Origin of the sequence: Mycolicibacterium phocaicum, assembly GCF_010731115.1 — a bacterium.
Classification (GTDB): domain Bacteria; phylum Actinomycetota; class Actinomycetes; order Mycobacteriales; family Mycobacteriaceae; genus Mycobacterium; species Mycobacterium phocaicum.
The window spans coordinates 3,294,201-3,314,110 of the sequence record NZ_AP022616.1 but is presented as its reverse complement, the minus strand read 5'-3'; the positions used below and the strand labels follow the sequence as shown (position 1 = coordinate 3,314,110).

Below are 19,910 nucleotides of genomic sequence, written 5' to 3'. Positions count from 1 at the left end.
GCGTTACCGCTTACCGGGGCGTTTCGCGCCCGGACGCATGCCCAGTCCGACGACCGGCGGTTCCGGCTTGGCCTCTGCCGCCGGAGCCGCGGGTGCCGCGGGTGCCTCGGCGGCGGGTGCCTCGGCGGCCGGCTCAGCAGCCGGAGCCTCAGCGGCCGGAGCGGCGGGGGCCGCCGGTGCGGCCGGAGCCGCTGCCTTCTTGGCGCCGGGGCGACGCGCGCCCGCGGCCAGGCCCAGACCCTTCACCGGAGCCGCGGGAGCGGCCGGTGCGGCGGGAGCCTCGGCAGCGGGAGCAGCCTCGGCGGCCGGAGCCGCAGCAGCCGGGGCTGCAGCCGGAGCCGCAGCCTTCTTGGCACCCGGACGCTTGGCGCCCGCAGCCAGACCCAGACCCTTGGCCGGGGCGGCAGCCGGAGCCTCGGCAGCGGGAGCAGCCTCGGCGGCCGGAGCCGCAGCAGCGGGGGCGGCAGCCTTCTTGGCACCCGGACGCTTGGCAGCCATACCCAGGCCGGTGACCGGCTTGGCGGCGGCGGGAGCAGCAGCGGCAGGTGCCTCGGCGGCCGGAGCGGCCTCGGCAGCGGGAGCCGGAGCGGCCGGAGCCGGCTTCGGGGCCTCCTTGGCCTTCTTCTCCGCGAGCGCCGCGGAAGCCTTTGCCGCCGTGCCCTTTTCGGGCAGCGTCACCTTGCTGGTGTCGAGCGAGTTCAGCAGCAGCTGCGCGACGTCGAGCACCTCGGTCTTCTCGATGCTGCGGGTGGCGGCCACGTCGTCGACGCCGTCGCTCATCATCACGCGGCAGAACGGGCAGCCGGTCGCGATCGCCGAGGCGCCGGTGTCGACGGCCTCTTCGGCACGCTCGGTGTTGATGCGCTTACCGATGTGCTCTTCCATCCACATGCGGGCACCACCGGCACCACAGCACAGGCCGCGGTCGGCGTGGCGGGGCATCTCGGTGAGCTTCGCGCCGGCAGCGCCGACCAGCTCACGCGGGGCCTCGTACTCCTTGTTGTGGCGACCGAGGAAGCAGGGGTCGTGGTAGGTGACCTCTTGGCTGGCCGACGACACCGGGATCAGCTTCTTGTCCCGCACCAGGCGGTTCAGCAGCTGCGTGTGGTGCACGACGGTGTAGTTGGCGCCCAGCTGCGGGTACTCGCGGCCGATGGTGTTGAAGCAGTGCGGGCAGGTGACGACGATCTTGCGCTTGTCGGGGTCCACACCCTCGAACAGCTCGTTGATGGTCTCGACGTTCTGCGCGGCGAGCTGCTGGAACAGGAACTCGTTACCGGCGCGGCGGGCCGAGTCACCGGTACAGGTCTCGCCGGTGCCAAGCACCAGGAACTTCACACCCGCGGTGGCGAGCAGTTCGGCGACGGCCTTGGTGGTCTTCTTGGCGCGGTCCTCGTAGGCGCCGGCGCAGCCGACCCAGAACAGGTACTCGAAGCCGTCGAAGCTCTCGACGTCCTGGCCGTAGACCGGGATGTCGAAGTCCAGCTCGTCGATCCAGGTGGTGCGTTCCTTGGCGTTCTGGCCCCAGGGGTTGCCCTTGAGTTCCAAGTTCTTGAACAGCACGCCGAGCTCGCCGGGGAAGTCGGACTCGACCATGACCTGGTAGCGGCGCATGTCGACGATGTGGTCGATGTGCTCGATGTCCACCGGGCACTGCTCGACGCAGGCACCACAGTTGGTGCAGGACCACAGCACGTCGGGGTCGATGACGCCGCCCTGCTCAGCGGTGCCGACCAGCGGGCGGAGCGCCTGCTCGGGGCCGGAACCCTCGATGCGCGCGAAGCCGTCCTCGGGGACGCCGTGTCCGTGCAGGCTGTCACCCAGCTTGGCGAAGTCGACCGAGCCCTCCTCGGGCATCGGCTTGCCCTCGATGATGTAGGGCGCCTTGGCGAACAGGTGGTCGCGCAGGTTCATCATCACGAGCTTGGGGGACAACGGCTTACCGGTGTTCCAGGCGGGGCACTGCGACTGGCAACGACCGCACTCGGTGCAGGTCGCCATGTCGAGGTTGGCCTTCCAGGTGAAGTCCTCGATCTTGCCGCGGCCGAACACCGCGTCCTCGGCCGGATCGTCGAAGTCGATCTTCTCGCCCTTGTACTCCATGGGCAGCAGCGGGCCGAGGCCGTCGGGCAGCCGCTTGAAGGTGACGTTGATCGGGGCCAGACCGATGTGTAGGTGCTTGGAGTGCAGCACGATCAGCAGGAAGACCAGCATGACGCCGATGTGCGACAGCAGCGCGATGGTCTCGATCCAGACGTTGGCGGTGTGGCCCAGCGGAGCCAGCAGCGCGGCCATGCCGTCGGAGAAGAAGGCGCCGTTCTGGTACGGGAAGTGCTCGCCCAGGACGTTGACGGCGGCACCGCGGAAGATCGCGTAGGTCAGGATGACCAGGAAGATCATGATGAGGATCTCCCACGCGCCACCGTTGTGCGATCCGTAGAACCGCGACTCACGACCGATGTTGTCGGGGTTCTTGGTCAGGCGGATGATCGCGAAGACGACGATGCCGGCCAGCACGGCCAGGGCGAAGAAGTCCTGCAGGAAGCCCAGGATGGCCCAGTGTCCGACGAACGGGATGGCGAACTTCGGATCGAACAGGACGCCATAGGCTTCCAGGTACACCGATGCGAGGACGAAGAAGCCCCACATGGTGAAGAAGTGCGCGATGCCGGGGATGGACCACTTGAGGAGCTTCGACTGGGCGAAGACTTCCTTGTTCTGGTTCAGGAAGCGGCGGACGAGATCGTCCTTGCGGCCACGTTCGTCACCGAGCTTCTGCCCGGAGCTGATCAGCTTGGTCAGCCACAGGACGCGCTTGGCGGCGAACCCCAGGACGATGACCGTTGCCAACAGCCCGATGACCAGTCTGGCCACGTCGAGCGTGTGTTCGAGATTCTCCACCGCGCCTCTCCCAGTTATGTAGCTACCGGCTGGTAACTTATTGAGGTTACCAACGGGTAACTTAAGCTAGATGCCTGCTCATAGTCGCATCCTGGGCAGAACGCACGCTAGCAAGGCTGTCCTAACTTGAGCTGCGACTACGCGCTCGCTTCCGTACCCGGAATCGGCCTGGTTCAAGCACCGGCCACGCGCTTCCTTATATAAGGACGGCGTCAGGCTTTCTCGACGAGCAGCGCCCGCAGCATCGACAACATCTCCGACCGGGATTCGGCCCCCAACCTGCGGCGAATGCGGGCGACGTGGTGTTCGACGGTCTTCGCTGAGATGAGCAGCCGGGCCCCGATATCGCGGTACGGCATGCCCTGCAGCACCAGTTCGGCGACCTCGCGTTCGCGGTCGGACAGCCGCGTCCAGGCGGGCGTTGCGGCAGCTGTGGTCCGAGCGTCACCCGAGGCAGGAGGGGGTGTGGTGTTGCGCACATCCGCGCCCGAAACGGGCTCACGCGGAATAGCTGGGGCCGCGGGCGCGATGGGATCGGCCGCGGCCTCGAGGGCCGCGTCCTGCTTGAGGTCGCGTGCCAGCTGCAGCATCGCACCCGAGATCCGGCCGTCCGCCGAATGCAACGCGGCCTGACTGGCCAGGCGCGTGGCATCCCACGTCAGCCCGAAGCGGGCCAGCCCGCGGGCGGCCGCCGTGACCTCCGCCGCGTCGACGCCGTCGGCCAGGACCCGCAACCAGGCGCGGCCGGCGGCGGCGAGTGCGGTGGCGTAGGCGCCGTGTGCGCCCTCGGCCCGGCTGGCGGCGGATAGGGCCTGCCCGTGCGGGGCGACGGCCTCGGGCGCGTTGGCCAGGATGCCGGCGTGCACGCCCGCCCAGTGCAGCGGCACCGCCCAGAGCGTCGGATTGCCTGCGGCCCGCAGCAGCCCGAACGCCTCGGCCAGCGGTTGGCGCAGCTGGTCGAGCTGCTGCAACCGCGCCGCCGCGACCCACAGCTCACCGAGCGGCAGCAGTGCGAACAGGTCCAGGGAGTATTCGGCCAGCACCTCCATGGCCGCGTACCAGTGTTTCTGCAGGGCGCCGGTGTCGCCGCTGCGCCGGGCGACCGCGGTCTGCAGCGCGGTGAACCACAGCGCGTCGCGCCGGTGCAGGTCGGCGACCTCCGGGGCGCCCAAAGCCGGCACCGCGGAATCGAGTTGGCCGTCGAGCATGCGGATCCAGCCGAGCAGCAGCCGGTGGCGCAGACCGGTGAAACCCGCGTCGCCGCCACCGGTGCGGATGGCCCGGCCGATGACACTGCGCGCGCGGACGGCGTCGCCGCCGTGCAGGGCGACGAGGCTCAGCAGGGCGGCGGGGCTGTCCGGTGCGACCGAGTGAACACCGTTGGTGGACCCGAGAGCCTGCGTGAGGCGTGCCATCGCGACGGCGAACGGCTGGTCGAGCGTCAGCAGCATGCCTTCTGCCATACCGCGCGCCGCACGCGCGGAAGACGTTGGCGGCATGGAGTTCTCGGCCTGCAGACAGGACCGGGCCAGGTCCGCGTCGGCGGTGGCGACACCGACCACGGCGCCCGCGGCGGCGACGAACGGATCGGCATCGGGGCCGAGCCACCGGAACAGGTCCGCGGCGTGCGCGGCGGCGCCGTCGTGCATGGCGACGCTGGCCGCGATACGCACGGCCTGCGCGCGGACGGCGGCGTCGTCGGCCGTGAGCAGTTCGTCGGCCAGGGTTCCGGCGGTGGTGCAGTCGCCGGTGACGCCGAGGGCGTCGGCGAGGTGGACGTCGGCCGGGGCGGTGCCGGCGCGGGCCGCGGCGCGGTACAGGCGCGCTGCCTGACGCGGCGCGGCGGAACCGGCCCGGCGGATCAGGTCGGCCGCCAGCAGGTCGTCGACGGTGCCGTGCTCGGCCAGCTTCAGCGCCAATTCGGTTGACAGCGTGGCGGATTCGATCTGCGAGCGCAGCAGCCGGCATTCGGTCTCGCGGTGCCGCGCGGCCCCGACCAGTCGGGTGAGGCTGCGGTGCAGCGTGTCGATGAACCGCGGATGCAGTGAAGCGGACAGCAGGCCACTCGCGCGGGCCCGGTCCATCAGCACGGCGGCGTCGTCGCCGGGCAGTTGCAAGGCGGCGGCGATGTCGTCGGGCCCCAGTTCCGGGCTGAGCGAACACAGCAACAACGTGTCGAGCAAGTGCTCATCGAGCCGGCGGAGCCGTTCACTCAACGCGACGGACGCGGCCCGGACCGGATCGGCGCCCGACGCCAGCGCCGACAGCGCCGAGTACACCAGCAGCGGGATGCCGCCGGTGGCGGCGATCAGTGCGGGGACCTGCGTGCCGGGGACACCGGCGCGGGCCAGCGCCTCGTTGATCTCGCGGGGCGTCATCGGCGCCAGCTGAATCGGCGGATGCTGCCGGCTCAGAGTGGTGGTGAGAGCATTGAGTGCGCGGTCGTGCGCCAACGGCTCGGCGCTGACCACCACGGTGCGGGCCGGGTCGCCGGCCAGCTCGGTCAGCGCGTCCAGCTCGGCCGGGGACAGCAGTTGGGCATCGTCGATGACGATGGCCGCGTCCGGTGCCTCACCGGGCTTCGGTACCCGCGCGAGCATCGTCGTGCCGTTGGCCCGCAACGTCTTTCGCACCGCTTCCAGCGCGGTGGTCTTGCCGCTGCCGATTCCGCCGAGCACCAGCGACGTGCCGGCCGCTGCGGTCATTGGCTGGTCGATGCCGAGGGTTGCGCGGTGATGGGCGCCGACGCGGTGGCCACCGATGCCGATGGTGCGGACGCGGTTTCCGCCGACACCGACGCCGTCTTGGGGGGCTGCTCCACCGTGGGCTGCGAACTGGGCGCCTGGGTCGACGGCGCAGCCGTCGGAGTCTGCGTGCTGGGCGGCTGCGTCGTCGGCGGCTTCGTCGTGGTCGGCGGCGGCTGCGTGGTGGTGGGCGGCTGCGTCGTCGTCGGCGGTTGCGTCGTCGTCGTGGGCGGCTGCGTGGTGGTCGTGGTGGGCGGTGGCGTCGTGGTCGTGGTGGTCGTCGTCGACGGGGTCGTCGTCGACGGGGTCGTGGAGGTGGTGGTCGTGGTGGTCGTCGTCGAGCTGGTGGTCGACGGATCGGTGGTGGTCGTGGTGACCGGCGCGTCGGTGGTGGTGACCGGGTTGGTCACCGTCGAGGTCTCCACCTGCCCGTTCGGATTCGTCTGTGTCACAACGGACTTGGTGGCCTTGTAGGTGCTTGTGGTGATGGAGCCGTCGGGGCCGGTGATGGTGGTGGTGACGTCGACGGTCACCGGGCCGGACGGGGTGTCGTTGCTGGTGAGCCCGACCGCGGCCCAGCTGCCGCCGGCAACCAGGAACGCCGCGGCGGCCGCGCCGAAGATCAGCGGTGGGCGCCGGTACCAGGGGACCGGCGCCACGTCGGGCAGGTTGTCCTCTTCTTCGTGGGCGAAGTCCATCGCCGGCCGGGCGGTGGTCTCGCCGAAGGGCGCTGCCTCGGCGTAGCCGGTGGAGAAGTCGGTGGGATAGTCGCCGCCGACCGCCGCGCCGGGTTCCTCGTCGTCAGACCAGGCCAGCGACGGCCCGACGGTCGAAGACGGGTTCGCGTCCACGGGCGGCACCGGAGCCGCCATGGTTTCGGGACCGCCTGCCCAGCCTGCCGGGCCGGCGGCCCAGCCCATGGTGGGGGCCATGCCTGTCGGGGCGTCGGCGCTCATGGTGCGCTGATCAACGAGCGGGGCGCCGCCGGCGGCGGTGAGCGCCGGTTGCGGCGAGGTCACGACCGGAACCCGGAAGTGCTCGGAAAGTCGTTGGGTGACAATCGGAATCGACGCACCGCCACCGGCAGTGGCCACGGCGGTCAGGACGCCGGCCGGAATCTGGTTGCGCTGCAGGGATTCCTGCACGACGGCGAGCAGCCCCGCCAGTGCCGGTTCGAGCAGCCGCTCCAACTCGGGGCGGGTGATGCGCAGCGCCGATGCGAAGCCGGGCAGGTTGGCGCTGACCGACGTTGCCGTCTCTGACGAGAGGCGTTCCTTGGCCTGCCGGCACTGGTCGCGCAGCTGGGACAGCGAGCCGACGGCCGCGGTGCCGGCCGGATCCGCGTCGGACGACTCGCTGATGCCGGCGATGACGTGGTTCAGCAGGGCCTGGTCCACCAGGTCGCCGGAGAACTCCGGGTAACGGACGGTCTCGCCGATCTGGCTGAGTGTCGCGGCGTCGGCGATGGTCACGCTGGTGCCGCTGCCACCGAAATCGCAGAGTGCCACCACGCCGTGATCGGGCAGTCCGGACCCGGCCTTGAGGCCGGCCAGGGCCGCGGCGGCGTCGGAGACCACGGGTGCGGCGGCCAAACCCGGTTTTCCGCGCAGCGCCGCGGACAGTGCGCCGATGGTGGACATGCCCCAGTGCGCGGGGGCGGCGATGACGATCGGGGCGCCGCCACCGGCGGTGCGGGCCATGGAGTCGAGGGCCTCGGCCAGGACGGCTTCGCCGCGATGCGCCGAACCATCCGGGGCGATCAGGGGGATCGGGTCGCCGACGCGCTCGACGAACCCGGTCAGCACCAGGCCGCCCGGCTGGGTGGGGATGCCGACTTCGGCGGGCCGGTCCGGGTACAGGGCCAGGATCGCGCGACGGCTCAGCGGCGGTCGCCCGGCCGGCACGGCCACCAGATTGGTCTGGCCGATCGACAAACCGAGGCTCATAAACGTCCACTCCTTTGATGCGCTACCGGACTCAGGCCACCCTATGCGCTGGCGGCCTGGGGGTGGGACACAATCCCCTAACGATTGGTGAATCCCTAATGGGAGTGCCCCTAACGGATGACGTCAGGTGTTGGGGTCAGCACCGATCTCCAGGTGCTTTATCGGCGATAGCATCGAAATAGTTATCAACGGGTCCCCAGAAAGGAGCAGGTGCCATGGCAAATCCGCTACTGGATTTCGTCATGTCGGTCGTCCGTGACCCCGACGTGGCTGCCCACTACGCCGCCGACCCCGCGGGTGCCATCGCCGACGCCAACCTTACTGGCGTCACCACGGCGGATGTCGCGCACCTGATCCCGGTGGTGTCCGAATCTCTGGGCACGGTGTCGTCCGCAGCGGGTGGCGTGCCGACCGCCGGTTTCGACGATCCCGGCGTCAACGTCTGGACCAGCGGTGCCGCCACCGCGGCGTTCGACGCGTTCGACGCCTTCGACACACATGTGCCGACAGTGGTGTCGCCGCAGGTGATTTCCGACCCTGACCTGGGTGGATTCGATAGCGGCCCGGTCCTGCCGGCCCGCGACGCCGTGCCGGACCTGGCGGTGTCCGACGATCTGGGCCTGCACAGCGACGTCCCGGTCGTCGATGCCGGGCAGCTCTCGGATCCGGGTGCGCTCGACTGGCACCCCGTCGATACCGCAGACCCGTCGGCCGGTGTCGAGCATCATCAGGACTTCGACTTCTTCAGCTGACCAGCTCATCCCCGAAACGCCGGTGGCCGCCATGGCCACCGGCGTTTTGTGTTCTCTCACCGCATATTCAGCAAACGCCCTAGCCATCCCCTAATCCCCTAATAGGGGGAGCGTGGATACCCCACTACGTTTCGTTGGGGGTAGGGGTGGTTGCCCCGTTTGCACGGCTCTCGACGGCCCCTAACGTTGTTCTCAGTTCGCCGGACAGCGGCGAGAGAACTTCCCCAGAGCAACACCCAACGAAAGGGACTCCAATGACCAGCCTGATCGAATTCATCATCGACCTGTTCCGCTTCCCGACCGTCGCGAGCTCTTTCGTCGCGAACCCCGAGCAGACCATGCGCGACGCCGGCCTCGCCGGTGTCACCTCCGCGCAGCTCGCCTCGGTCGCCGCGAGTGCCGTTCCCGCCGGCGTCGTGCTCGGTGGCGGCGACCCGGTCGTCGGCCTGCAGAACGCGGTCTCGGACTACTACAGCATGTCCTCGCCGTTCTCCCCGCAGACCGGCTTCGTCTCGCAGCCGACCTTCGCTCCCAACACCGACTTCGCGAGCAACAACAATGTCCCGGTGGCGAGCGGCAACAACATCCCGGTGCTGAGCCCCGACCAGCACGCCGGCGCCAACGCCCAGCAGGGTGCGTTCAACCTGGGCTTCGGTGACATCACCCTCGGTGGCAGCCACGTCCAGCAGGGCGACGGCGGCGTCAACATCGCGGGCAACAACCACGGTGACATCGCCAGCGGCAAGGGCGCTGTGCAGGGCGACGGCAACACCGTCACCAACGGCGACATCCTGACCGGCAGCCACTCCCCGGTGATCGTCGGCACGGGCAACCACGCGACCGACAACTCGCAGACCGCGGGCGGCCACATCATCCAGGGCAACTCGGGTCCGGTGGTCAACGACGTCAACACCGGTGGCGGCAACGGCGGCGGCGCCAGCGCCGGCGGCGGCCTGATCGGTGGCGGCCACGCCAGCGGCGGCAGCGGTGGCAGCGGCGGCAACATCGTCATCAACGACGGCAACACCTCGTCGACGCACGTCGGTGGCAACCAGACCACGGTCGGTGGCGACCTGGGCAGCGGCAACAAGAGCGTCATCGACGACTCGTCGCACTCCTCGACGGTGAACACCAGCCTGAACAGCGGGAACACGGCCAACACCAGCATCGGTAGCGGCAACAGCACCCACACCAACATCGGCAGCGGGAACACCACCCACACCGACCTGAGCGCCGACAACTCGGTGCACAGCACGGTTGCCGACAGCTCGGTGCACGAGGCCAGCATGAACACCTACGCACCGACCGAAACCCACACCACCACCGACATGAGCCACACCACCCACATCGATCCGCACATGCACTGATCGATCGCGACAAACTCCTCCGGCGGGGCCACCTACAGGCCCCGCCGGATGTTTGCGCATACCGTTAGACAGTGACAATGCAGTCGAGGAGAGCCCAGTGACGCAGCCGAACGAGGCGAACCCGCGCCCGGTCGCGGTGATCGTCGAGTTGATCGACCACACCAGCCGGATCGCAGGCCTCAACGACCGCGAAGACCTGGCGCAGCGGTTGCTGGCGGCCAAGACCCGGATCAGCGATCCGCAGATCCGGGTGGTGATCGCCGGGCAGCTCAAGCAGGGCAAGAGCCAGTTGCTGAACTCGTTGCTGAACATGCCGGTCGCGCGCGTCGGCGATGACGAGAGCACGGTGCTCACCACCGTCGTCCACTACGGGGACGCGGCGGCCGCCGAACTCGTCCTCGCCCCGGCCCAGGAAGGGGGCGATCCGTCCGTCGTCGCCATCCCGCCCAACCAGCTGTCGACCGATCTGCGCCACGCCCCGCAGGCCCAGGGTCGCCAGGTGCTGCGCGTCGAGGTGGCGGCGCCGAGCCCGATGCTCAAGGGCGGCCTCACCTTTGTCGACACCCCCGGCGTGGGCGGGCTGGGGCAGCCGCACCTGTCGGCCACTCTCGGCCTGCTGCCCGACGCCGACGCCCTCCTGATGATCAGTGACACCAGCCAGGAGTTCACCGAGCCGGAGCTCACGTTCATCCGGCAGGCCCTCGAAATCTGCCCGGTGGCAACGATTGTCGCCACCAAGACCGACCTCTATCCGCACTGGCGCGAGATCGTCGCGGCCAATGGCGCGCATCTGCAGCGCGCGCGGCTGAACGTCCCCGTGGTTCCCGTTTCTTCCGCGCTGCGCACCCACGCGCTGGCACTGAACGACAAGGAACTCAACGACGAGTCGAACTTCCCGGCGATCATCAAGTTCCTCACCGACAAGGTGCTCAGTCGGGAGAACGACCGCATCAAGGATCAGGTGGTCACCGAAATCCACGCGGCCGCAGAACATCTCACCCTGGCGGTGTCCACCGAACTGGCCGCGATCAACGACCCCGCCAAGATCGAGCGCATCAAGGCCGAGTTGGAGCAGAAGAAGGAAGACGCCCAGAATGCGTTGCAGCAGACCGCATTGTGGCAACAGGTGCTCAACGACGGCATCGCCGACCTGACCGCCGACGTCGACCACGACCTGCGTAACCGGTTCCGCAACATCACCGCACACACCGAGCGCGTCATCGACGGCTGCGATCCCACGCAGCACTGGGCCGAGATCGGCGCCGAGCTGGAGAACGTCGTCGCGACCGCGGTGGGCGACAACTTCGTCTGGGCGCATCAGCGGGCCGAGGCGCTCGCCGCGGAGGTGGCCCGTACGTTCGTCGAGGCCGGGCTGGATTCGGTCGAACTGGCCGAGGTCAGGGCCCGCGACATGGGTGCGGGCCTGGGCGAGTTCAACCCTGTGGCGCGACTGGAGTCCGAGCCGATCCGGGCCGGGCACAAGGTGATCACCGGGATGCGCGGGTCCTACGGCGGTGTGCTGATGTTCGGCATGCTGACCTCGTTCGCCGGGCTCGGCATGTTCAACCCGCTGTCGCTGGGCGCCGGACTTGTGCTGGGCCGCAAGGCCTACAAGGAAGACATGGAGAACCGCATGCTGCGGGTGCGCGGCGAGGCGAAGATGAACGTCCGCCGGTTCGTCGACGACGTGTCGTTCGCCGTCGGCAAGGAATCGCGTGACCGGCTGCGAAACATCCAGCGCCACTTGCGCGATCACTACCGGGGCATCGCCAACCAGACCACCCGCTCGCTCAACGAGTCGCTGCAGGCCACCCTCGCCGCAGCGCAGATCGAAGCGGGCGAGCGCGACAACCGCGTGCGGGAACTGGAGCGGCAGTTGAACATCCTGCGCCAGGTCATCGACAACGCGGTGAAACTCACTCCGGCCCTGGCGCAGTGAGCACAAGCGCACGCGTCCGCGCCATCCTGGGCGGCGTCATCTCGGCCTACCGGTCAGACCCCGTTTACCAGCACCGGCCGCAGGCCCTGGCCGAACTGGACTGGATCGGCCGCCGGCTCGATCAGCCGATCCGCATCGCCCTGGCCGGCACCCTCAAGGCCGGCAAGTCGACGCTCGTGAATGCGCTTGTGGGCGAAGAGATTGCGCCCACCGACGCCACAGAGGCCACCCGGCTGGTCACCTGGTTCCGGCATGGCATGACGCCCCGCGTCACCGCCAACCATCGGGACGGTCGCCGCACCGACGTGCCGATCACCCGCGGTGACGGCCTGACCTTCGACCTTGCGCGGTATTCCGGCGCGCCCGCAAACGACATCGTCGACCTCGATGTGCAGTGGCCCGCAGCCGAATTGGAACAGACGACCATCATCGACACACCGGGGACGTCGTCGCTGTCGCGTGACGTCTCCGACCGCACGCTCCAACTCCTGGTGCCACGAGACGGCGTGCCGCGCGTGGACGCCGTGGTGTTCCTGCTGCGCACCCTCAACGCGCCGGACATCGCGCTGCTCAAGCAGATCGGGGAACTCGTCGGCAGTGGCTCGGGTGCCCTCGGCGTCATCGGGGTCGCGTCGCGCGCCGACGAGATCGGGGCCGGACGCATCGACGCGATGATGTCGGCCCGTGAAGTGGCCACGCGTTTCACCGCAGAGCTGGACCGCACCGGCGTCTGCCAGGCCGTCGTCCCGGTGTCGGGGCTGCTGGCGCTGACCGCGCGCACCTTGCAGCAGAGTGAGTTCACGGCCCTGCAGAAGCTCGCGGCCCTCGACGGTGACGGCGCCACCGCCCTGACCAAGGCCATGTTGTCGGCGGATCGCTTTGCCCGGCAGGATGATTCGCTGCCGGTGGACGCCATCACCCGGGCCGCGCTGCTGGACCGGTTCGGCATGTTCGGCATCCGGATCGCGATCGCGGTGCTGCGCGCCGGCGTCACCGACTCACAGGGTCTGGCCGACGAACTGCTGGACCGCAGCGGGCTGGTGGCCCTGCGCGACGTCATCGATCAGCAGTTCGCGCAGCGCGCCGACATGCTCAAGGCACACACCGCACTGCGCTCGCTGCGGCGCTTCGTGGAGGCCAATCCCATCTACGCGACGCCGTTCATCCTGGCGGACATCGACCCGCTGCTGGCCGACACGCACGCGTTCGAGGAATTGCGGTTGCTCGGTCAATTACGTTCCCGGCCAACCACATTGAACGACGACGAGATGGCCTCCCTGCGCCGCATCATCGGCGGCTCCGGAACCGACGCGGCGAGCCGGCTGGGGCTGAGCAGCGACGCGCCGTACGACGGTCCGCGGGCGGCCTTCGCGGCGGTGCAGCGGTGGCGCCGCCGGGCCGATCACCCGCTCAACGACCCCTTCACCGCACGCGCCTGCCGGGCCGCCGTGCGCAGCGCCGAGGCCCTGGTCGCGGACTATGCCGCGCAGGGAAGGTGAGATATTCGAGATCGTTGGCAATTGGTGCCCCGCGCGGCTACCGTTTGCGGGTGGCTCAATCGTTTGATCCCTTCGGCCTGGTAGGACGCGCGGTGGACGCCGCTCGACTCGGTCTGGACGTCTACAGCTGGACCGAGCAGCAGATCGTCGGCGCCCTGCGCAAAGGCCTCAACGAACTGGAACCCGAGGACGGTGCCGACGACGTCGTCGCCGCCGCCGACGCGCCGAAACCGGCCGCCGGCGACGAGACGCTCAACTCCAAGATGAGCCAGCTGCTCAACCGGGCGCTCGACCAGAACACCGCGGGCAGCCAGACCGAGCTGTACCACCATCTGCTCGATCAGTTGGTGGCCGACGAGGCCCGCATCGTCGGCGCGCTGTCCGACGGCTCCGTCTCACCCTTGGTCAACGTGTACGACCGGACCCGCAAGGCGGTCCTGGAGAACGCGGCACTGGTCGGCCGGACCGCCAACGTCGCGCTCCCACAGATGACGCCGCAGTACGTCGGGCATTTGCTGGCGCTGCGCCTCGTGGAGATCGGTCCGGAGGATTCTGCGCTGAAAACCGAGTACGAGGTGTTGATGGCTGAGACCATCGTCCTCAACGCGATCAAGGCCGCGTCGAAGGGTCCGCTGCCCGCCAAGGTGGAGAAGCTGACGTTGACGCTGTCGCCGCTGGGCCGATCGCTGTGGGCCGCCGCCACCGCGGAGGACGACCAGAACGGGTGGCGCTGATGTCCTTGACCGAGATCCTTCTCGACTTCCGCGCGCACTGGGTCATCTACTTCTCCATGCCGCTGGTGGCCGCCTTCGTCGGCTGGAGCACCAAGATCGTCGCGATGGAGATGATCTACCGGCCGCTTGAGTTCAAGGGCATCGGTCCCATCGGCTGGCAGGGCATCATCCCGCGCCGGGCCGGCAAGGTCGGCTCCACGACGATCGAGCTGCTCACCGCGAATCTGCTCAAACCCGAGGAGCTGCTGTCGCGGATCGACGCCAAAGAGGCCGTCGAGGTGCTGCGCGAGCCGTTGGCGGCGTCGATCAACGACATCGCCCGCGACGTCGCCGAGGAGATCCGCCCGGGCCTGTGGGACTCCCTGCCCGAGGCCGGCCGCCAGGCCATCCTGAACCGCATCCACTCCCAGGCGCCCCGCATCACCGAGAAGATGCTCAACGAGATGCAGTCGGACCTGAGCCGGTTCGTCGATCTGCAGTTCCTCTCGGTCACCACGCTGGTGCGCAACAAGGAGAAGCTCAACAAGCTCATGCGCGGCCTGTCCGACGACGCCATGGCGTTCGTCCGTCGCAGCGGCATCTACTTCGGCCTGATCATCGGTACCGCGCAGATGTTCGTCTGGGCCATCTTCAAACTGCCGTGGATCATGCCGGCCTTCGGTTTCGGTATCGGCCTGGTCAGCGACTACATCGCACTCAACATGCTGTTCCGGCCCATCAAGCCCACGAAGTACCTGGGCTTCATCAAGTTCCAGGGACTACTGCACGCGCAGCGCGAGAAGATCACCGCGGACTACGCCCGCATCCTGGCGGAGGATCTGTTCGCGCCGGACATCCTGTTCGACGGCATCCTCAAGGGCCCGGGCGCCGACAAGCTCTTCTCGATGGTCGCCCGCGAGGTCGAGCTCGCGATCGACAACGAGGTCGGTGGCTTCACCGGCACGGTCGTGAAGTTCGCGGTCGGCACGTCGAAGTACAACGCGCTGAAGGACAGAGTCGTCGACCTGGTGGTCGAGCGGCTGCCGGCCACGCTGCTGGACGCGCAGGACTACGCCATGAGCAAGATCGACCTCGAGCGCACGATCATCGACAAGATGAATCAGCTCTCCAATGAGGAGTACGAGTCGATTCTGCGGCCGGTGTTCAAGGACGACGAACCGTTGATGATCGCGATCGGCGCCATCCTCGGTGGCTGCGTCGGTGAGCTGCAGGTGCTGATGATCGAGTTCTTCACGCACTAGCGCTGGCGCGGTCCCGGCGGGTGGGTGCGCCGGGACTGGGTGATGGACGTCGACGTCGTGGTGCGGCTGGTGGTCGTGCTGTCGCCCCGCGGGGTGGATGTCTCGGACGTGGTGTCCGTCGTCTCCGTCGGGGGCGGCACGTCGATGTCGGTCGTCGACGGGGTCACCGACGTGTAGCTGGTCGACGTCGTGGTGGTCGTGACCGTCGTGGTCGACGAGTGGACCGGGTCATTCACGATGACGGGCACCGGCGGCGGCTGCGGCTGGTTGTAGTGCCGCGTCAACCACGCCCCGGCGAAGTACAGCAACGCGATGGCCGCGAGCGCGGCGATGCTGGCACCCACGAGATGAGGGGTGCGCTCATGCCACGGCCGCTCGGTCATGGCCGGTCAGCGTAGCTGTGGAATGACTTCCGTGCTGAAGAACTCGATGTGGTCGAGATCGGCCATGTCCAGCACCTGCAGGTAGATGCGCTCGACGCCGGCCGCGATGAACGGTGCCAGCTTGTCGACGATCTCGGCCGGGGTGCCGACGGTGGGGGAGTTGCCGCGCATTTCGTCGACCTCGCGGCCGATGGCGGCGGCCCGCCGGGCGATCTCCGCCTCGTCCTTGCCCGCGCACAGCACGAAAGCCGCCGAGTACGTGATGCTTTCGGGTGCCCGGCCGGCTGCGTCGACGGCCGCCCGCACCCGGCCGAACTGAGTGGTCAGGGTGTCGATGTCGACGAACGGAATGTTGAACTCGGAGGCGAACTTGGCGGCCAGCGCCGGGGTCCGCTTGGCGCCGCCGCCACCGATGATCACCGGCGGGTGGGCCTGCGCCGGCTTGGGCAGGGCCGGGGAGTTCTTGACGGTGTAGTGCTTGCCCGCGAAGTCGAAGTGCTCGCCGACCGGGGTGTCCCAGAAGCCCGTGATGATCTGCAGTTGTTCTTCCAGCCGGTCGAAGCGTTCGCCCAGGGCCGGGAACGGGATGGCGTAGGCCTCGTGCTCTTCGGCGAACCACCCGGCGCCGAGGCCCAATTCCACACGGCCCCCGCTCATTTCGTCGACCTGCGCGACGGCGATGGCGAGCGGTCCGGGGTACCGGAACGTCGCCGAGGTGACCATGGTGCCGAGCCGGATGGTGCTGGTCTCGCGGGCGATGCCGCCGAGCGTCACCCACGAGTCGGTGGGCCCGGGCAGCCCGTCGCCGGCCATGGCCAGGTAGTGGTCGGATCGGAAAAACGCTGAGTAGCCGAGCCTTTCGGCGGCCTGCGCGACGGCGAGCTGGTCGGCGTAGGTGGCACCCTGCTGCGGTTCGACGAATACCCGGAAGTCCATGCCGCCCAGCCTAGTCAGAACGCCTTCACGCCCGCCGTCGAGACGAACATCCCGTGGCCGGTGCCGGCGTTGGTGAAGCGTGTGCCCTCGGCGCCGGCGAGGATCGTCCAACCCACCGCCGAGTAGGTCTGGTAGTCGATCGTCACGGTCGGGATGGCGCCGAGATTGCCCAGGCCCCAGGACAATTTGCCGTCGGCGGTGACCCGTACGCCGCGCGCGGTCTCCCCGTTCACCTGCGGCGCGTTGGCGAAGTCCGACTCGCAGTCGACGGCGGCCGCGTTGAGCTGGCACCGGGTCTGGCCGGACTTGGTCGCAATGAAGACGTAGCCGTTCTGCGGGGCGAGGGCCTGCGCGGTCGGCGGCACGGCGCTCGGTACCGGGATGGGGCTGACGGGAACCGGGCGGATCGCCTTCTCGCTCGGCGTCGGTGTGCTCGCCGCGGACGTTTCCCCGCTGGGCAGTCCCGACTTCGGGCTTCCTGTGGTGGTGCTGTCGCAGCCGGCGAGCAGTGCCACCGCCAGCGCGGCGGTGGCAGACATGGTGAGCCGTGTGTGGTTCATCGGCCATCAGGCTACGGGAGATCTGATCGCGCTGATCCAGACCGCTGCCCCGGCGCGTCCTCCTGCCTAACGTCGAACTTCCGTAGTGAACAGAGGTGGCGATGAGCAGAAAACACATATCCCCGCTCGGTGTGGTCGGCGTCGTCGCCATCGCGGTCGCCGGAGTTCTGATCGGGTTCAAGAACATTCACGGTCCGTCGCCGGATGCGTTGCTGAACGTGTCGTATGACCCGACACGCGAGCTGTATGCCGCGCTGGACCCGCAGTTCGTCGCGCAGTACCGCAAGCAGACCGGCGTCACCGTCGACATCAGCCAGTCGCACGGCGGGTCCGGCCGACAGGCGCGCAACGTCATCGACGGGACGTCGAAAGCCGGTGTGGTCTCACTGGCTTTGGTCAGTGACGTCGACAAGCTGGCCAAGCGCGGGCTGATCGCCAAGGACTGGCAGCACCGGCTGCCCAACAACTCGGTCCCCTATACGTCGACCATCGTGTTCGTGGTTCGCAAGGACAACCCGAAGAACATCCATGACTGGCCCGACCTGGTGAAGGGCGATGTCTCGGTGGTGACCCCGGACCCGCGGACGTCGGGCAACGGCAAGCTCAGTGTGCTGGCCGGGTGGGGATCGGTGACCACTCGCGGCGGCACCTAGGCAGCGGCCCACGACTACCTGGCGGCGTTGTTCAAGCACGTCGCCGTCGCCGACGAGGGCGCGCGCGGCGCGGCCACCAGCTTCGCCGTGCAGAAGATCGGCGATGTGCACCTGACGTGGGAGAACGAGGCCATCCGGGAGGTGGCCGCGGCGCCCGGCGAGCTGCAGATCGTGTATCCCCCAGTGAGTATCAAGGCCGAACCCGCGGTGGCCTGGGTCGATGCGAACGTGGCCGGCAAGAAGACCGAGGCCTACGCGAAGGCCTACCTGAACTACCTGTTCACCGACCCGGCCCAGGACGTCATCGCGAAGTACGGGTACCGCTCGATCAACCCGCAGATCCAGGCCAGGTATCGGGCTCAGTTGCCGGACATCGCGCTGTTCCCGGTGACCGCGATCGCCAAGGACTGGGACGACGCCGCCGAAAAGTTCTTCGGCGACAACGGAATCGTCGACACCATTCATATCCCTGCGCAGCGAACGGTGGTGGGATCGTGAGCCTGCTTTCGAACCTGAAACTCAACTACGACCGCACCCTCGCCCGGCGCGATCTGATCGCCGGCCTGACGGTGGCCGCCATCGCGCTGCCGCAGGGCATGGCGTACGCCCTCATCGCCGGCGTCGACCCCAAGTACGGTGTCTTCTCTGCCATCGTGGTGACGCTCATCGCGTCGATATTCGGCTCGTCGTCACACCTGATCAACGGACCCACCAGCGCCATCTCGCTGTTGGTGTTCAGCTCATTGGCGTTCATCGATCCGGAAAACCGCACCGAGCTGTTCGAGGCGCTGTTCGTACTCGGGGTGCTGGTGGGCACCATTCAGATCCTGATCTCGGTGTTCAAACTGGGTGACCTGACCCGCTACATATCGGAGTCGGTGATCGTCGGGTTCATGGCGGCAGCCGCGTTCCTACTTGCCTTGGGCCAGTTGGGAAATGCGGTCGGGGTCAAGGACCGGGGCAACGGCAACATGCAGGTGCTGTACCGCACCTACCTCACGCTGTTCCACGGCGACGCGATCAACTACCGAGCCGTCGTCCTGAGTGGCACCGCTGTCGTCGCCGCCGTCGTGCTCCGAAAGTTGGTGCAGCGCTATGGCTTGCCGCAGCTCGACATGCTTGCCGTGCTGGTCCTCGCGGCTCTGATCGCCTACTTCTCGGGCTGGTCGACGCCCGGCCACGGGGGTAAGACCGCGGTGTCGATCACCGGGAAGATTCCCGCCAGCCTGCCCGACTTCCACATTCCGGTGGTGCATTGGGAGTGGCTGCCGCATCTGTCAGAGGGCGCGTTGGCGGTCGCTTTCATCGGCTTGATCGAGGCGCTGTCGATCGCGAAAGCCATTGCGCACCAGACGCAGCAGAAGATCGACTACAACCGGCAGATCGTGGCCGAGGGGCTGGCCAACCTCACCGGCGGCTTCTTCCAGAGCCTGCCCGGTTCGGGTTCACTGTCGCGGTCGGCGATCAACTTCCAGGCGGGCGCGGCCACCCGGGTCTCCGGCGTCATCGCGTCGGCGGCGGTGGCCGGCGCACTGCTGTTGTTCGCGCCCCTGCTGAGCTACATCCCGAAGGCGGCGCTGGCCGGCTTGTTGCTCGTCACCGCAGTGCGTCTGGTCGATTTCCATCGACTGGTGCGCACGGTCAAAGCATCTCGCTACGACGCCGGTCTGGTGATCGTCACGGCGATCACCGGTGTGGTCATCGACCTGGACAAGGCAGTGCTGCTCGGCGTTGCGCTGTCGATCCTGCTGTTCGTGCCGCGGGCCTCGAAGCTCAAGATCGCCGAGTTGGTGGTCACGCCCGAACGCGTGGTCCGGGAGCGGGTCGGCGATGAGCCCGACAACCCGGCGGTGTTGATCTACGACATCGAAGGCGAGCTGTTCTTCGGTGCCGCACCGGAAATCGAGCACGCCCTGGACGCACTCACCGAACGGGTCAAGGCCGAAGGCACCCAGTTCGTCGTGCTCCGTCTCAAACGGGCCCGCAACCCCGACGCGGTCGGCATCGAGCGGGTCGAGCGGTTCCTGCATGACCTGGCGGAGCTGGGCGTCACCGTCCTGCTGGCCGGCGTCCGGCCCGACATCCTGGACCTCCTCAGCAATGTCGGGCTGCGTGAGTGGTTCCCGGACGAGCGCATCTTCCCCGAAGAGGACAAGGAGTTCTCGGCAACGCTCAAGGCAGTCCGCTACGCGGAGTCACGGCTGGTTCCCGGTGGCGTCCGCAGCGGCGACGAGCTGTACTACCTCGTCTGAGGC

At 68.4% G+C, this 19,910-nt stretch carries 13 protein-coding genes and 1 pseudogene; 8 read left to right on the top strand and 6 right to left on the bottom strand.

The window, feature by feature from the left end:
* Positions 1 to 3 precede the first annotated feature (3 nt).
* The 3 genes from G6N46_RS16025 to G6N46_RS16015 all read right to left on the bottom strand — a co-directional run bounded on the left by G6N46_RS16025 (position 4) and on the right by G6N46_RS16015 (position 7,591).
* Positions 4 to 2,901: a heterodisulfide reductase-related iron-sulfur binding cluster gene (locus tag G6N46_RS16025; protein ID WP_163692800.1), complete on the bottom strand. Its 2,898-nt coding sequence runs from the start codon at positions 2,899 to 2,901 to the stop codon at positions 4 to 6.
* Between the two features lie 212 nt (positions 2,902 to 3,113).
* Positions 3,114 to 5,606 carry an isoniazid response ATPase/transcriptional regulator IniR gene (gene iniR, locus G6N46_RS16020; protein ID WP_133428261.1) on the bottom strand — a complete coding sequence of 831 codons (2,493 nt, stop codon included), beginning with the start codon at positions 5,604 to 5,606 and terminating at the stop codon, positions 3,114 to 3,116.
* Entirely contained in the window at positions 5,603 to 7,591 is a 1,989-nt protein-coding gene (locus G6N46_RS16015; protein WP_138247784.1) for an Hsp70 family protein, read from the bottom strand. The genes iniR and G6N46_RS16015 overlap by 4 nt, the downstream gene beginning before the upstream one ends.
* Positions 7,592 to 7,806: 215 nt before the next feature.
* Here G6N46_RS16015 and G6N46_RS28445 point away from each other — a divergent pair, with 215 nt between their 5' ends.
* The 6 genes from G6N46_RS28445 to G6N46_RS15985 all read left to right on the top strand — a co-directional run bounded on the left by G6N46_RS28445 (position 7,807) and on the right by G6N46_RS15985 (position 15,123).
* Complete coding sequence (locus G6N46_RS28445) at positions 7,807 to 8,343, top strand: Rv0340 family IniB-related protein (protein WP_191260185.1); 537 nt, start codon at positions 7,807 to 7,809, stop codon at positions 8,341 to 8,343.
* A 254-nt stretch (positions 8,344 to 8,597) separates the two neighbouring features.
* Positions 8,598 to 9,710, top strand: a complete 1,113-nt coding sequence (locus tag G6N46_RS16005) for an IniB N-terminal domain-containing protein (protein ID WP_138247785.1) — start codon at positions 8,598 to 8,600, stop codon at positions 9,708 to 9,710.
* A gap of 97 nt (positions 9,711 to 9,807) precedes the next feature.
* Positions 9,808 to 11,649: a dynamin family protein gene (locus tag G6N46_RS16000; protein WP_163692797.1), complete on the top strand. Its 1,842-nt coding sequence runs from the start codon at positions 9,808 to 9,810 to the stop codon at positions 11,647 to 11,649.
* Positions 11,646 to 13,148: a dynamin family protein gene (locus G6N46_RS15995; RefSeq protein ID WP_133428263.1), complete on the top strand. Its 1,503-nt coding sequence runs from the start codon at positions 11,646 to 11,648 to the stop codon at positions 13,146 to 13,148. Before G6N46_RS16000 ends, G6N46_RS15995 begins: the two co-directional genes overlap by 4 nt.
* Positions 13,149 to 13,198: 50 nt before the next feature.
* Positions 13,199 to 13,882 (top strand): Abi-alpha family protein, encoded by a 684-nt coding sequence (locus G6N46_RS15990; RefSeq protein ID WP_138247786.1) that lies wholly within the window; start codon positions 13,199 to 13,201, stop codon positions 13,880 to 13,882.
* Entirely contained in the window at positions 13,882 to 15,123 is a 1,242-nt protein-coding gene (locus G6N46_RS15985; RefSeq protein WP_138247787.1) for a DUF445 domain-containing protein, read from the top strand. The genes G6N46_RS15990 and G6N46_RS15985 overlap by 1 nt, the downstream gene beginning before the upstream one ends.
* Here the strand turns inward: G6N46_RS15985 and G6N46_RS15980 are convergent.
* The 3 genes from G6N46_RS15980 to G6N46_RS15970 are packed head-to-tail and all read right to left on the bottom strand — an operon-like array spanning position 15,120 to position 17,002.
* Positions 15,120 to 15,506 carry a hypothetical protein gene (locus G6N46_RS15980; protein ID WP_138247788.1) on the bottom strand — a complete coding sequence of 129 codons (387 nt, stop codon included), beginning with the start codon at positions 15,504 to 15,506 and terminating at the stop codon, positions 15,120 to 15,122. The genes G6N46_RS15985 and G6N46_RS15980 overlap by 4 nt on opposite strands.
* A 6-nt stretch (positions 15,507 to 15,512) precedes the next feature.
* Positions 15,513 to 16,442 carry an LLM class F420-dependent oxidoreductase gene (locus tag G6N46_RS15975; protein ID WP_138247789.1) on the bottom strand — a complete coding sequence of 310 codons (930 nt, stop codon included), beginning with the start codon at positions 16,440 to 16,442 and terminating at the stop codon, positions 15,513 to 15,515.
* Positions 16,443 to 16,456: 14 nt separating this feature from the next.
* Positions 16,457 to 17,002, bottom strand: coding sequence for a hypothetical protein (locus tag G6N46_RS15970; RefSeq protein WP_138247790.1), 546 nt, complete (start codon positions 17,000 to 17,002; stop codon positions 16,457 to 16,459).
* Between the two features lie 101 nt (positions 17,003 to 17,103).
* On the opposite strand from G6N46_RS15970, the pseudogene G6N46_RS15965 reads away from it, so the two are divergent.
* Together G6N46_RS15965 and G6N46_RS15960 are read left to right on the top strand one after the other, a co-directional pair.
* A pseudogene (locus G6N46_RS15965) lies at positions 17,104 to 18,153 on the top strand (sulfate ABC transporter substrate-binding protein).
* Positions 18,150 to 19,907 (top strand): SulP family inorganic anion transporter, encoded by a 1,758-nt coding sequence (locus G6N46_RS15960; protein WP_138247791.1) that lies wholly within the window; start codon positions 18,150 to 18,152, stop codon positions 19,905 to 19,907. The pseudogene G6N46_RS15965 and the gene G6N46_RS15960 overlap by 4 nt, the downstream one beginning before the upstream one ends.
* Positions 19,908 to 19,910 lie beyond the last annotated feature (3 nt).

Coding starts and splice junctions, on each gene's coding strand:
- iniR (WP_133428261.1), bottom strand. CDS start 5,606: ATGACCGCAGCGGCCGGCACGTCGCTGGTGCTCGGCGGAATCGGCAGC.
- G6N46_RS16015 (WP_138247784.1), bottom strand. CDS start 7,591: ATGAGCCTCGGTTTGTCGATCGGCCAGACCAATCTGGTGGCCGTGCCG.
- G6N46_RS28445 (WP_191260185.1), top strand. CDS start 7,807: ATGGCAAATCCGCTACTGGATTTCGTCATGTCGGTCGTCCGTGACCCC.
- G6N46_RS16005 (WP_138247785.1), top strand. CDS start 8,598: ATGACCAGCCTGATCGAATTCATCATCGACCTGTTCCGCTTCCCGACC.
- G6N46_RS15985 (WP_138247787.1), top strand. CDS start 13,882: ATGTCCTTGACCGAGATCCTTCTCGACTTCCGCGCGCACTGGGTCATC.
- G6N46_RS15980 (WP_138247788.1), bottom strand. CDS start 15,506: ATGACCGAGCGGCCGTGGCATGAGCGCACCCCTCATCTCGTGGGTGCC.
- G6N46_RS15975 (WP_138247789.1), bottom strand. CDS start 16,442: ATGGACTTCCGGGTATTCGTCGAACCGCAGCAGGGTGCCACCTACGCC.
- G6N46_RS15970 (WP_138247790.1), bottom strand. CDS start 17,002: ATGAACCACACACGGCTCACCATGTCTGCCACCGCCGCGCTGGCGGTG.